Here is a 13,649-nt window from a genome sequence, read left to right on the forward strand (position 1 = left end):
CTTCTAAAGTATTTACATTTATCATTTAATATGGCAACCAACCTTATGCTAGGCCTTGGTTTAAGTTGAAGTATAATGTTATGAGTTGTAAATAAAAAATCTTAAACATGAAAATTAACATTTTAATTCTACTTCTAATATTTTCTGTGAATTAGGTCTTGAAGTCTCAAACTACTTATATCCCTGATAACAATTTTGAACAGGCTTTAATTGAATTGGGCTTTGATGATATAATGGATAACCAAGTCCTAACGGAGAATATTTCTTCTATTACTTTTTTGAGTGTACAAAATAAATCAATATCGGATTTAACGGGGATAGAAGATTTCACAAGCTTTGTAGAATTTATGTGTAGTAATAATAATTTGGAAAGTTTAGACTTGAGCCAAAACACAGCAATAAAATATTTATATTTTACCGGGAATTCTCTTATAACTGAATTTGACGCTAGTCAATTACCTTTATTGAGACATTTATTTTGCTCTTATACAGGACTTACCTCTTTGGATCTATCCCAAAATCCAGATTTTCAACAACTCATTTGTTCAAACACAGGTATTACTAGTCTAGACTTGTCTAATAATCTCGATTTAGTTTCTATTTATGCCAAGAACAATAATCTTCAATTTGTAGATTTAAGAAATAATAATAATAGTAGTATTTGGGAATTTAATTTTATTAATAACCCCATTCTGCCATATATTTATTTAGATAATTGTGTTTTTAGTAGTGCTAATTGGGCGAATGTTGGAACTAATACGGTATTTGTAGAAAACGAAGGAGAAACCGAGTGCATTTCTCTATCTGTTAGTGAGTATGCAGTTGACAAAGAAATAATTATTTATCCTAATCCTACAGAAAGCATTATTAATATTGATTATGTTAACAGTGTAAATATTGAAAACGTTTTTTTCTTTAGTATTGATGGAAAGCTAATTGATAAATTTGAGAATGATATTAAACAGATTGATTTATCCAATCTTGATTCAGGGGTTTATCTTTTAAAATTCAATACAGGAAGTGGCATTTTATTTAAAAGAATTATTAAAAGCTAAACTAAGGTTTAATTGTTAACAAGAATTTTGTTCAACTTCTGAAGAACTGTTTTGATTTTTAATTAAATCAAATTGAATAGGTGGTGTTAATTTGGAAATTATTTTATTAGATGCCCAAGTTTATTAATAAAGAAGAGCTTTCAGCAATAACTATACTGGTTTTTTTTACAACCTTTACTTTACCCATGTATATGGGGATTAATAACCTGTTGTTGGGTTTGTTTGTAGGAGTCTCAATAATCAAAAATTTAAGAAACAACTACAGAGATTTTCAATCGTCGTTGAGAGTTTATATCCCTTTATTTTTGTTTTTTATTTTGGCCTTAATTGCTTCAGTAAATAACACAGACCATTTTTTTATCAAACACTTAGAAAAGTATTGGTCGTTTTTATTATTGCCGATTGCTTTTGCATTAAATGGAAGTGATATCAAAAAATTATTCAAATATGCCTTTAATGGACTAGTCTATGGTTGTGCCATAACGCTATTAATTTGTTATAGTAATATTTTTTATGAAATGGTCACTAATAGTGAGCCTTTAAGCTATTTTTTGAGATGGCGGCATTTAAGTCATGACTTTACGAGTATTGCAGATACACATCCCGCTTATCTAGGATTGTTTATATGCTTTTCAACCTATTACTTACTTTTTCAGGAAACTGGAATTAATAAGGGTGTTAAAATAAGTTTAATCGTTTTATTTACTCTGGGGATGTTACAGTTGGTAAGTAGGATGGCATTGTTTATTTATACCATAACCCTTGGATTTTATTTTGTAAGAAATTTATTAAAATATATAAAGCAATTTGCGGTTGTTGGTGCTTTGATTAGCGTAGCGATTGCCTTATTTTATTTTTATGGAAGCGATTATTTACAGAATCGTATATTTTCATCAGAATCAGTTGAAAAAGATGGCAGATTTGAAAGGTTGCAAATATCGTATGATATTTTTAAGGAGTACCCCATTTTTGGAGTTGGTTTGGATAAAATTGAGGAAGAAAGAGTGGATCGTTATACCGATTATGGTTATATAGTGGCAGCCCACCATAAGTATAATGCTCATAATCAATTTATGGAATACTTAAGTTCTAATGGAATTATCGGGGGTGTTATTTATATTGGTGTTTTATTGTATGTGATTGGAGTTGCTATTAAACGCAAGAACTACTTTTTTTTGTTTTTTATTATGTCCTTTATTTTGGCAAACCTTACCGAATCAATGATGGTTAGAATAAAAGGAATTGAATATTTTACAATTTTTTCTGTATTATTTTTATCGAAATATAAAACTGGATTAATTAAACTTACATAGACTTGTTATAAAATTGTTGACTATTTTTGTGCAGTAAATATGTTATAAAGAAATAATTTGAACACATTTAAACAAGGTAGATATTCTGGTTATTTGAGGCCGATATCCTATATGATAGATTTGAGTATTGTTAATGGATTGGCCATATTTTTCTTTTTTAGGCACTTAGATCCATATTTTTTTGTAATTATTATTTCTCTTTCTTGGCTAATTTTATCTGTAGCTTCAAAGTTTTATGAAGTATATCGTTATACAAGGGAAGTAACCATCTTATCCATGATTATCAAACAATTGGTATTATTTGCTTTGGTGATGTTTGCTTTTTCTGGTTATAATTTTGAGTTCAATCTCCATCCAAAAACAATTATATATTACGTTTTTACAGTATTTTTACTGATTTCTGTTTTTAAGTTCACGGTTTATTACCTGCTTCAAAAGTACCGGGCTTCATTTGGGGGGAATTTTAGAAACACTGTTATTTTTGGAGCCAATAAAAAAACGCATGCGTTGAAGAATTTTTTCAACCAGAATCCCGAATATGGTTATAAACATAAAAAAACCTTTTCTTTTAAAGAGAAAAATGCAGGTGTATTGGAAGAAAGTTTCCAATATATTCTGGATGAAGGTATTGATGAAATCTATTGTTCCATATCTGAACTAAGTAACAGTCAAATCAATGAAGTGGTTGATTTTGCTGATAACAATCTTAAAATCCTTAAGTTTTTACCAGACAATAAAGAGATTTATTCCAAAAAATTGAAATACGAATATTATGATTACATCCCTATTTTGTCCTTACGGAATATCCCTTTAGAAGAGTCTATAAATATGTTTGTTAAACGTGGGTTTGATATTCTATTTTCAAGTTTGGTGATTGTCTTTATCCTTTCTTGGCTAACCCCATTAATAGCTATTTTGATAAAGTTAGAGTCTAAAGGTCCAGTGTTTTTTAAGCAGTCTAGAAATGGATTCAACTATAGAGAATTTGACTGTTATAAGTTTAGGTCTATGATGCCAAATCCAGATGCAAATTTGCATCAAGCTACTAAGGGAGATCAAAGGGTGACTAAGGTAGGAAGGTTTATCCGTAAAACAAGTATTGATGAATTGCCTCAATTTTTTAATGTATTGTTTGGAGATATGTCTGTCGTTGGACCAAGGCCTCATATGGTTAGCCATACGAATATGTACGCGAAAAGAATTGACAAATTCATGGTTCGCCATTTTGTAAAGCCTGGGATCACAGGACTTGCCCAAATCAGTGGATATAGGGGTGAAGTGGAAACAGACAAGGATATCATAGGTCGTGTTAAATACGATATCTTTTATATTGAAAACTGGTCTATTTTCTTGGATTTAAAAATCATCTTCAGAACGTTCTTAAATGCTATACAGGGAGAAGAAAAGGCTTATTAAAGTATCTTGCTTAATTCCTCTAATTGCCTGTTAAAATCAAAAGCAATTACAGCTTTTTGTTGAATCTCGACCTTATTATCTCGTGTAAGATTGTTTTTATTTAGTTCTGAAAGAATTTTGTTTAAGGATTTATAGTCTGCCGCTGCAGCAATCCAGCCCAAGTTGTTTTGACTTATTACTTTTTCGCCTTCACCTCCACCAAAATATAGCATTGGGAGCCCTAATCGTGCATATTCGAAGATTTTTGAAGGAACAGAGCCATAAATTCTGTTGAGAAGCGGAATAATGGTGATATCGTATTTCAATAGTTCTTGATGCAAAAGACTGCGCTCAATTTCTCCGTGGAATGTAATGGGTAATTGGGGTTTGTTTTTAATGAAATCTTCAATGGCTTTTTGTTCGGCTCCAGCCCCATAGATATGAAACTCAATATTGGTATAATCCAGGTTGTTGCAAAGTTTATGGATGCCTTGAGCAATTCCCAATAAACCAGCATAGACCATTTTTATTTTTGAATTTTTTTGATTGTTGTGTGGTATTTCAGGAGGGATAAAATCAGGGTAGTTTCTATAGAGAAAAGTTTTTTTATTTGGATGTATAGAAGTAACATGTGTTAAAATTTCATTGCTCTGTCCCAATACTAAATTGGCATTTCTATAATTAAATCGCTCTATCCATTCCAGTAATCTGTAGCTCCAATTATTTTTAAAAGCCCCAAGTTCCAAGCCTGCAATAGGCCACAAATCACTAACGTTTAAAATCAATTGCCTTTTTTTGTTCCGAAGAAAAAACATGCAAGTGAAGGCTACTAATAATGGAGGCGATTGTACAATGACCTTCTTGGGAATCTTGTTCCAAATGAAAAACCATATCAAACTAAAGCTGTAGGATAGCATGGCAAACAAGCGCAAGAGTTTATTCTTGGAATTGCTGGCGTAAATCCACAGTCTGTGCACTGTTATTCCGTTTTCTTTTGAAGTGTGCTTAAAATGGCCTTTATACCCTTCAAATATCTTCCCTTTGGGGTAGTTGGGTAGCGGGGTTAAAACTGATATATGAAATCCTCTTTTTTGAAGTCCTTCTGCCAAATGAAAAATTCTGTTTGAAGCGGCTCCAGTTTCAGGAGGAAAGTAGTTGGTAATAATTAAAATCTCTTTGCTCAAAGCTGGTAAATATTGATGAGGTGCTCGATGATGCGTTCAGCGGTTTTGCCATCCCACAGTTCAGGAATGGTTGTGTTTTTCCATTTGCCGGAAAGAAGAGTTTGGAAAGCAGTTTCAATTTTTTCAGGATCTTTTCCCGCTAAAACGTTGGTGCCAAGTTCACAGGTTTCTGGACGTTCGGTATTTTCTCGTAAGGTGATGCAAGGTACATTCATTACGGTGGTTTCTTCAGTAATCCCTCCTGAATCGGTTAAAACGGCCAAAGCATGTTTCACCAAAAAATTAAATTCCAAATATCCCAAGGGTTCCACAAAGTGAAGGTTGGGAGCCTTAATGTGCATGGCTTCCAAAACTTGTTTTGTCCTTGGGTGTACTGGAAATATAATATGGTAATCTTTTCCCAAATTCGTAATAAGAGATAGCATGCTGCTGAGTTGTTTCTGTTCATCAACATTGCTCGGTCTGTGAAGGGTTAAAACCAAATACTTTTTAGCTTCTAGATGTAATTGGTCCCATAACTCTGGCTTTTGAAATCGAGATTCATTTTTTAGAAGCGTGTCGATCATGACATTCCCTACAAAATAGATTTTGCTATCGGGAACTCCTAATTGTGTTAGGTTATTGTTTGCGTATTCAGAAGTAGTAAAAAAGTAATCCGTTAAACTGTCGGTGACAATACGATTGATTTCCTCTGGCATGGTCATGTCTCCAGAGCGGATGCCTGCCTCTACATGGGCCACTTTAATATGTGCTTTTTTGGCCACAATGGTACAGGCCATGGTTGAGGTGACGTCTCCAACTACTAAGACCAAATCACAAGGGTGTTGTTGGAGTTCCTTTTCAAAACCAATCATGATGGCTGCGGTTTGCTCTGCTTGGGTACCACTTTTCACTTCCAAATTACTGTCTGGAAAAGGTATGTTGAGCGATTCAAAAAAAGTGTCGCTCAAGTTTTTGTCGTAGTGTTGCCCAGTATGTACCAAACGGTAATGGATGTCTTTTCCTGATTGGTTGCTCTTTTGAATAGCCTCAATAATAGGGGCTATTTTCATAAAATTAGGGCGGGCTCCCGCCACTATAGTAATGGTCATGAATGTTGCTTTACTTGTGATGTAAATTGTTTGAGTTTGCCGCTTTTGGAACGCTCTAAGCCTTCTTTTCTTTCAAATTGGATTTGGAGTCCTTGTTCCAAATAACGTTCCATTTGCGTTGTGATAATTTTCGTTTTTTCAGTAGACAATGGGTCTTGACTTACATAAAATATTTTGAAAGTATCGGGACATGTTTGTTCGATAACAAATTCCTTGACATTGCCATCATCCTCGATAATACTTTTAGTGATATAATAAAAAGTCAAGCCTGCTGCGACTTTACCACTAGGCAAAATGGCAAAATCATTTGTTCTTCCTGTCAACTGTTTTAAAATGGGTTTTTGAATGTTGGATTCGGGAGAAAGCGTTCCAATATCGCCAATATCGTATCTGATAAAGGGATGTGCTTTGTTGTAAAGAGAGGTGATGACGATGCGCCCTTCTTCACCCAAAGGAACATTCTGGTTGTTTTCATCTAGGATTTCAACAAAAAGGGTTTCGCCATTCACTTGCCATTCTCCTTTTGGATTTTGAAAGGCAATTAAATCCAATTCCGAAGCCCCATATTCGTTGACCACTGGAACACCAAATTGTGTTTCCAACAAGGTCTTGTCTGAATCAAATAGCATTTCTGAAGTAACCACACAAGCTTTTAATGTTGGACAAACAGATTTCAAATTGATGTTTTTTCTCTCAAGAAACTTCGCGAATTGTACAATAGGGCTGGTGTAGCCGTTGATGTATTCAAATTTGCTTTGCTCAAATTTTCTCAGACATTCTTCGAGAGCCTGATCACTCATGTCGAAAACCGAAAATCGGTAGCGATTTCCAAGATAATCCTTAAAGCGTTCTTTGTAATAATTTTTTTTGTCCAAAGGAATACCATAAAACCTAGCTTGTTTCGAAGAGTTGAAATCCAGTCCATGCCATCCAAATCTATTTTGAATTACCGCCCAAGTCAGGGCATGACAGAATTTGTCCTTGGCAAAAATGAAGGGATCTCCCGAAGATCCTGAGGTCTTATTCACATAAACATCTTTTATGGCAAATCCTTTAGATAAGCGTTCTTCCAAAGGTTGTTGCAGATCCCTTTTGGTCATGATTGGCACGGTGTTCCAATAATTACCAGAAGTACTTTTGGCAAATGAACTGTAAAATGGATTGTGCTTTAAATGATATTCAAAAATGGCCTGCTTTCTATGGTCTAAATAGGCTTCGAATTCAGGTTCGCTATACTGCTGAATTTTCTTTAGGGTCATACGCGCCCTATGAATGGGAAATCCGTTAAGTTGCAGGGAAAGATCAAATAAATTCAAACGAAAGGCGCCTTAGATGTTTTTGTAAAATAATTATTTTTTAAGCGCAAAAGCAATTATTTTTGCGGCAAACAACAAAGATCATGACTATTTTAATTCTCGGTTCAGGCGGGAGAGAACATACCTTTGCCTGGAAAACAGCCCAAAGCCCTTTATGTACAAAACTTTATGTAGCGCCAGGTAACTCTGGAACGGTCGATATTGCAGAAAACGTAAACATTGGTGTAACCGATTTTCCAGCGATAAAGGAATTAGTGGTTTCCAAAGGAATCGAAATGGTAGTTGTAGGTCCAGAAGACCCATTGGTACAAGGTGTCCATGATTTCTTTTTAAATGATGAGGAACTTAAAAATGTGCCAGTAATTGGTCCTGAAAAGGCGGCAGCAGAATTGGAAGGCAGTAAGGAATTCGCCAAGGAGTTTATGATGCGCCACAACATCCCAACGGCAGCTTACCAAAGTTTTGATGCCAATACTGTAGAGGAAGGTTTCAAGTTTTTGGAATCCTTGCAAGCTCCTTATGTATTGAAAGCTGATGGATTGGCAGCCGGAAAAGGCGTATTGATTTTAAACGATCTAGAAGAAGCCAAAGCCGAATTGAAAAGCATGTTGGTAGATGCCAAATTTGGAAATGCCAGTGCTAAGGTCGTGATTGAGGAATTTTTGGATGGCATAGAATTGAGCTGTTTTGTTTTGACCGATGGAAAGAACTACAAAATTCTTCCAACGGCAAAAGATTACAAGCGTATTGGGGAAGGGGATACCGGACTTAATACTGGTGGAATGGGAGCTGTGTCCCCAGTACCTTTTGCTACCGAGGAATTTTTAGCCAAGATAGAAAAACGAATTGTTAAGCCAACAGTAGAAGGTCTTCAAAAGGATAACTTGCCATATAAAGGTTTTATCTTTATCGGTTTGATAAAGGTTGGTGACGATCCTAAAGTGATTGAGTATAATGTACGAATGGGAGATCCTGAAACCGAAGTGGTGTTGCCTAGACTTAAAAATGATATGGTTGAAATTTTCAATGCCATAGCCAACCAAACCTTAAATGAAATTACCATCGAGATTGATGATCGTGCAGCTACTACCGTAATGTTGGTGTCTGGTGGTTATCCGGAAGGCTATGAAAAAGGAAAGGAAATTACTGGGTTAGATCAAATAAATGGATCTATTCCGTTTCATGCAGGAGCAGACTATAAAGATGGAAAAGTAGTGACTACAGGAGGGCGTGTGATGGCTATTACCAGCTATGGAAATACGTACAGTGAGGCACTAAAAAAATCTTATCAAAATATAGATAAACTACATTTTGATAAGATGAACTATCGTAAAGATATTGGTTTTGATCTATAGGAAGGAGTGAGAGCTTATGCTCTTATCTTCTTCGTTGTTGTCGTTAAAGGATTTCAATTGTTTCATCCAGTAACCAAAAGCAACAAAACCAATAAGGATAAAAATCCAGGAAAACGCGTTTGCTGCGAACCAGTTATCCAATTCTAAAGCTCTTAAGGCATCTAATGGCTTGAAAAGCACATTAACGAATAAATCCTGAATTGCGTAAAAAAAGTCTTTCATGTGGTATAGTTTAAAACTCGTGAGAGCTTAAAAGATTATCAATATATTTACGGGACAAAATTACATTTTTTTCATTTTAATTTTAAAAAATACGAAAAGAATGTTGAAATGGTAGCCCTAAGCAACATTAGGACAAAAGAAAACATTAAGCTTTTTGATGGTATCCAGTTTTTTTAGCAAAGCAAAACCTATACATTTTGTGGTGGTAAGTACAGCACTGTGTATTGCTTTTGTAATGACAAAACTGTTCATGGTTCATGAGCCTTTTGGTATTTTGGACGTCTTTAAGCAAGTACTCCTTTTTGGTGTGTGCTTGTTCTCTATTTTTATATTCGATTTTTTATCAGGTAAGAACGATTTGACCAAAAAGAACAGTTTTAAAATCTTGTTTTTTACACTGTTCTTTATGATGTTGCCCCAAACGTTTTTGAATTCAAAAATTCTTCTAGCAAACCTCTTTATTCTGTTGGCTATGAGGCGCATTATTAGTTTGCGTTCTAAGAAGGACGTCAAAAAGAAGTTGTTTGATGGAGCCTTTTGGATTAGTTTGGCTACGCTTTTGTACTTCTGGTCTTCTCTATTTTATATTTTAATATTGGCAGCTTTGCTTTTGTATTCCATAGCTGATATCAAGGATTGGATTGTGCCTTTGGTGGCTGTAATTGCTGTGGCAATTATCGCTGGTGGGGTGTTGGTGTTGTTCAATACAGATTTGGCTAGCTATGTGGCTAATATGGACATGTCGGTAAGTTTTGATTTTTCAAGCCTGAATGCAACAAATATTATTGTTGCGGCTACTATGATGTTTTCCTGTTTTATTTGGGGATCGGTATACTATCTTAAGAATATTGCTTCAAAGGCTAAAAGCTATAAGTCGGCTTATATATTGGTTTTTATTGCTACCATCATTGCTTTAACAATTCTAATTATCGCTCCAAAGAAGACGGGGGCTGAGTTTATTTTCCTGTTTGCACCCTTGTCCATTATCCTTTCTAACTATATGGATGTAGTAACCGAAAAATGGTTTAAGGAAGTGTTTATCTGGGTTTTAATATTGACGCCTGTTGTAGGTTTAATTCTGTAATTTCTGTCCAAAAGCCAAATCTCCCGCATCGCCTAATCCAGGTACTATATATCCATGACTGTTTAGCTGAGAATCAATGGCAGCAATCCATAAATGTGTGTTTTTGGGGAAGTGTTTTGAGACGTAATCAACACCTTCTTTAGCGCCAATAACACTTACCAGATGTACTTCCTTAGGTGTTCCAAAAGGTTTTAAGGCCTCAAAAGTAGCGACCATGGATTGGCCTGTAGCTAACATGGGGTCAGCAAGTATCAATGTTTTGTTATTCAGGTCTGGGCATGCCAAATATTCCACTATAATCTCGAAGCTTTCGGGGTGGGCTTTGTGATGTCTATAAGCAGAAATAAAGGCATTTTCAGATTGGTCAAAATAGTTTAAAAGGCCATTGTGTAGTGGAACTCCAGCACGAAGCACGGAACACAAAACAATGTCATTACTAAGCAGATTGCTTGGGCAAGTTCCCAAAGGGGTGGTAATGGCTTTGGTTTCGTAGTCCAGAACTTTGCTCAATTCATATCCCAAAATCTCTCCAGTACGTTCAATATTACGTCTAAATCGCATTGGATCTTTTTGAACGTTTACATTCCTCATTTCGGCAATGAAACTGTTCAAAATGGAATTCTCTTTTGAAAAATCGTGAATTTGCATAAGGAAGGTATTTAGGTTTGTCTAGTAAATGTAGCTATTTCCAAGCAAATAGTTGTTGAAAACAATGCAATGCTCTTATGTAGGAATTTCTGCAGCGTGTTTGGAATCGGGTTCTCTTAAAATTGCGTAACTTTGTGCCCTAAATTTAAGATCATGTTTACAAGCAAAGCCAATAAAATTTTTCAAGAAGTAATTGAAAAATATCACGTTATAAATACAGTTGATCAACCTTTTAGCAATCCGTACGCTCAGGAAACGAACTTGATTGAACATTTGCTATACAGAAAATGCTGGATTGATACGGTTCAGTGGCACTATGAAGATATTATCCGTGATCCACAAATTGATCCGGTGGCAGCTTTGACCTTGAAACGTCAAATTGATGCTTCCAATCAGGACAGAACGGATATGGTAGAATACATCGATAGCTATTTTTTAGAGCAATACAAGGATGTGACGGCTAAAGCAGATGCGACTATTAATACCGAAAGCCCAGCTTGGGGAGTTGACCGTCTGTCTATTTTGGCTCTTAAGATTTACCATATGAACGAGGAGGCTACAAGAACAGATGCCACAGAAGCGCATAGAGAGGCTTGCCAAAAGAAATTGGACATTTTGTTGGAGCAACGTGTTGACCTTTCTACCGCTATCGATACTTTATTGGAAGATATTTCCAAAGGCGATAAGTACATGAAAGTGTACAAGCAAATGAAGATGTACAACGACGATGAGTTGAACCCTGTGTTGCGTTCGCAAAAGTAGAAGCTCATACATTCCGTTTGTTCACATAGATGAAGTCTAAAAAAGCACCCAAACATATTTTGGTCATCCGTCTTTCGGCCATGGGAGATGTAGCGATGACCGTTCCTGTGTTAAGAGCCTTTGTGAAGCAATATCCCGATGTAAAACTTACTGTGCTTACACGCGGTTTTTTTGCACCCTTTTTTAGAGGTGTTGACAATGTTGAGGTGTTTCCTGTAGATGTTAAAGGCAGACATAAAGGAATTTTTGGGCTGTTTAGATTGTCTAGGGAATTAAAGCAATTGGGCATCGATGCTATTGTTGATTTACACAATGTCCTGCGTTCCAAAATTCTGAGATTTTTCCTTTTGGGAACACCAACCAAGCAATTGGATAAAGGACGTTCTGAAAAGAAAGCCTTGGTAAGTGGTGAAGTGTTTCAACAATTGAAAACCACCCATGAACGCTATGCTGATGTGTTTAGAAACATGGGGTTTTCCATGGAGCTTTCCAATCCTAACTTTCCGGAAAGAACACCTTTAAATCCTAAGGTTTTGGAACTCTTGGGTGCAGACACCCAAAAATGGATTGGGATTGCACCTTTTGCTGCACATAAAGGAAAAATGTATCCTTTGGATTTGATGGAAGAGGTGATTCAAGCCTTGTCTAAAGATTATATGGTTATACTATTTGGTGGCGGTGCTTCGGAGATTGAACAATTACAGCGTATCCAGGATGCTCATAAAAATGTGGTAAGTATTGCGGGAAAACTCACTTTGGAAGAGGAGTTGGATGTGGTTTCCAATTTAGATGTAATGGTTTCTATGGACTCTGGGAATGGGCATATGGCAGCCATGTTGGGAGTGAAAACAATTAGCATTTGGGGAGTGACCCATCCTTTTGCTGGTTTTGCGCCTTTCAATCAACCAGAAGACTATCTGTTGTTGGCAGACCGATCACAATTTCCTTTAATCCCAACATCTGTTTATGGGAACAAATATCCAGAAGCTTATGAAGAGGCGGCCAGTAGTATTTCGCCTCAAGAAGTGATACATAAAATAAAAGCGGTTACTCAGTAACCGCTTTTATTTTTTAAATATCGTCGTAATCGACTTTTATGGTAGGTGTGGTTGGCTGTGCCTGACAGGTCAATATCAAGCCTTCGGCAACCTCGTTATCGGTTAAAATATTATTTTGGCGCATGGTAGCTTCGCCTTCAGTGATACGGGCCAAACAGCTACTGCAAATACCTCCTTGACAGGAATAAGGGGCGTCGACATCTTCATCTAGAGCAGCTTCCAAAATGGTCTGTTTTTGGGACATTTCAAAGGTGGTTTCCTCTTCGTCAACCACGATTGTAATTTGTGTTTTACCACTCGCAACGGCTGTATCCACAATTTCTGTAGGCTTTGCTGCTTTGAATAATTCATAGTGAATACGGTCTTCTGCAATGTCATGACCTGTAAGTACATCTTTTACAGTGTGGATCATGCCTTCTGGCCCACATAGATAGTATGCGTCTACTTCTACGTGCTTGTATTTGTTTTTCATCACGTAGTTTACGGTGCTCTTTTCGATACGTCCAAAAATAGCATCGTCCTCATCGGCTTGACTGAACACAAACTGAAGTGACAAGCGTTTGCTGTATTGGTGTTGCAGTTCCAATAATTCATCAAGGAACATAGTATCCTTTGTGGTCTTGTTACCATAAACCAAAATGATTTCACTATGGATTTCCTCTTCCAAAGCGCATTTTACAATACTCAAGATTGGGGTAATCCCACTTCCTGCAGCAAATAAGGCTATGTTTTTGGTCTTTTTGTCATTCGGTTCGAATACAAAACGTCCTTTTGGAGGTGCCACGTCTAAAACATCTCCAGCTTTTAGTTCTTTGTTAGCATAAGAAGAAAACGTACCGTCTTCCACCTCTTTAACGGCTACTTTAAGCTCGCCACTTTTTGGAGACGAACAGATGGAATAGTCTCGTCGTATTTCATTTCCGTCAATGGTGGTTTTTAGGGTGATGTATTGTCCTGCTTTAAAGGTGTATTCTGCTTTTAGGTCTTCGGGAACAATAAAACTTATGGCTACCGAGGCGTCTGTGACGCGCTGCACCTCTTTGATGGTGAGTTTATGAAATTGAGACATGAATTTTGTTTTTTACAAAAATAGTGAAGCCGCTACACTTTAAAATGTAATTCAACAAAAAATATATACCTATAAAACTTATGCATAAGAAATTTAT

Annotated in this window: 13 protein-coding genes; 7 read left to right on the forward strand and 6 right to left on the reverse strand. The window is 36.1% G+C overall.

From position 1 onward, the window contains the following. Positions 1 to 158: 158 nt before the first annotated feature. From ZA05_RS00615 to ZA05_RS00625, 3 genes are all read left to right on the forward strand, one after another. On the forward strand, positions 159 to 1,055 hold the full coding sequence (locus tag ZA05_RS00615; RefSeq protein ID WP_053989928.1) for a T9SS type A sorting domain-containing protein: 897 nt from the start codon (positions 159 to 161) through the stop codon (positions 1,053 to 1,055). Between the two features lie 110 nt (positions 1,056 to 1,165). Beyond that, on the forward strand, positions 1,166 to 2,368 hold the full coding sequence (locus tag ZA05_RS00620; protein ID WP_053989929.1) for an O-antigen ligase: 1,203 nt from the start codon (positions 1,166 to 1,168) through the stop codon (positions 2,366 to 2,368). Positions 2,369 to 2,479: 111 nt separating this feature from the next. Further along, complete coding sequence (locus ZA05_RS00625; protein ID WP_053989930.1) at positions 2,480 to 3,784, forward strand: undecaprenyl-phosphate glucose phosphotransferase; 1,305 nt, start codon at positions 2,480 to 2,482, stop codon at positions 3,782 to 3,784. On the opposite strand, the gene ZA05_RS00630 is transcribed toward ZA05_RS00625, so the two are convergent. The 3 genes from ZA05_RS00630 to ZA05_RS00640 are packed head-to-tail and all read right to left on the reverse strand — an operon-like array spanning position 3,781 to position 7,354. Next, a complete protein-coding gene (locus tag ZA05_RS00630; RefSeq protein ID WP_053989931.1) occupies positions 3,781 to 4,947 on the reverse strand; it encodes a glycosyltransferase family 4 protein in 1,167 nt (388 codons plus the stop codon). The genes ZA05_RS00625 and ZA05_RS00630 overlap by 4 nt on opposite strands. Next, positions 4,944 to 6,038, reverse strand: a complete 1,095-nt coding sequence (gene wecB, locus ZA05_RS00635) for a non-hydrolyzing UDP-N-acetylglucosamine 2-epimerase (RefSeq protein ID WP_053989932.1) — start codon at positions 6,036 to 6,038, stop codon at positions 4,944 to 4,946. The genes ZA05_RS00630 and wecB overlap by 4 nt, the downstream gene beginning before the upstream one ends. Next, positions 6,035 to 7,354, reverse strand: coding sequence for a phenylacetate--CoA ligase family protein (locus tag ZA05_RS00640; RefSeq protein ID WP_053989933.1), 1,320 nt, complete (start codon positions 7,352 to 7,354; stop codon positions 6,035 to 6,037). The genes wecB and ZA05_RS00640 overlap by 4 nt, the downstream gene beginning before the upstream one ends. A gap of 83 nt (positions 7,355 to 7,437) precedes the next feature. Here ZA05_RS00640 and purD point away from each other — a divergent pair, with 83 nt between their 5' ends. After that, the gene (purD, locus tag ZA05_RS00645) at positions 7,438 to 8,709 is read left to right on the forward strand and encodes a phosphoribosylamine--glycine ligase (protein ID WP_053989934.1); all 1,272 of its coding nucleotides are present in this window, start codon (positions 7,438 to 7,440) and stop codon (positions 8,707 to 8,709) included. Here the strand turns inward: purD and ZA05_RS00650 are convergent. After that, positions 8,704 to 8,931, reverse strand: coding sequence for a hypothetical protein (locus ZA05_RS00650; RefSeq protein WP_053989935.1), 228 nt, complete (start codon positions 8,929 to 8,931; stop codon positions 8,704 to 8,706). The genes purD and ZA05_RS00650 overlap by 6 nt on opposite strands. Positions 8,932 to 9,088: 157 nt before the next feature. Here ZA05_RS00650 and ZA05_RS00655 point away from each other — a divergent pair, with 157 nt between their 5' ends. Next, positions 9,089 to 10,015: a DUF6427 family protein gene (locus tag ZA05_RS00655; protein ID WP_053989936.1), complete on the forward strand. Its 927-nt coding sequence runs from the start codon at positions 9,089 to 9,091 to the stop codon at positions 10,013 to 10,015. Here ZA05_RS00655 and upp read toward each other — a convergent pair. After that, positions 10,004 to 10,663 carry a uracil phosphoribosyltransferase gene (upp, locus tag ZA05_RS00660; protein WP_053989937.1) on the reverse strand — a complete coding sequence of 220 codons (660 nt, stop codon included), beginning with the start codon at positions 10,661 to 10,663 and terminating at the stop codon, positions 10,004 to 10,006. The genes ZA05_RS00655 and upp overlap by 12 nt on opposite strands. Positions 10,664 to 10,816: 153 nt before the next feature. Between upp and ZA05_RS00665 the strand changes: the two genes are divergently transcribed. Continuing rightward, positions 10,817 to 11,425 (forward strand): DUF4254 domain-containing protein, encoded by a 609-nt coding sequence (locus ZA05_RS00665; RefSeq protein ID WP_053989938.1) that lies wholly within the window; start codon positions 10,817 to 10,819, stop codon positions 11,423 to 11,425. Between the two features lie 29 nt (positions 11,426 to 11,454). After that, entirely contained in the window at positions 11,455 to 12,483 is a 1,029-nt protein-coding gene (locus tag ZA05_RS00670; RefSeq protein WP_053989939.1) for a glycosyltransferase family 9 protein, read from the forward strand. A gap of 13 nt (positions 12,484 to 12,496) precedes the next feature. Here the strand turns inward: ZA05_RS00670 and ZA05_RS00675 are convergent, their stop codons facing one another. Further along, complete coding sequence (locus ZA05_RS00675; RefSeq protein WP_053989940.1) at positions 12,497 to 13,552, reverse strand: ferredoxin--NADP reductase; 1,056 nt, start codon at positions 13,550 to 13,552, stop codon at positions 12,497 to 12,499. Positions 13,553 to 13,649 lie beyond the last annotated feature (97 nt).

The sequence above is a fragment of the Mangrovimonas sp. TPBH4 genome, assembly GCF_001280505.1.
Classification (GTDB): domain Bacteria; phylum Bacteroidota; class Bacteroidia; order Flavobacteriales; family Flavobacteriaceae; genus Mangrovimonas_A.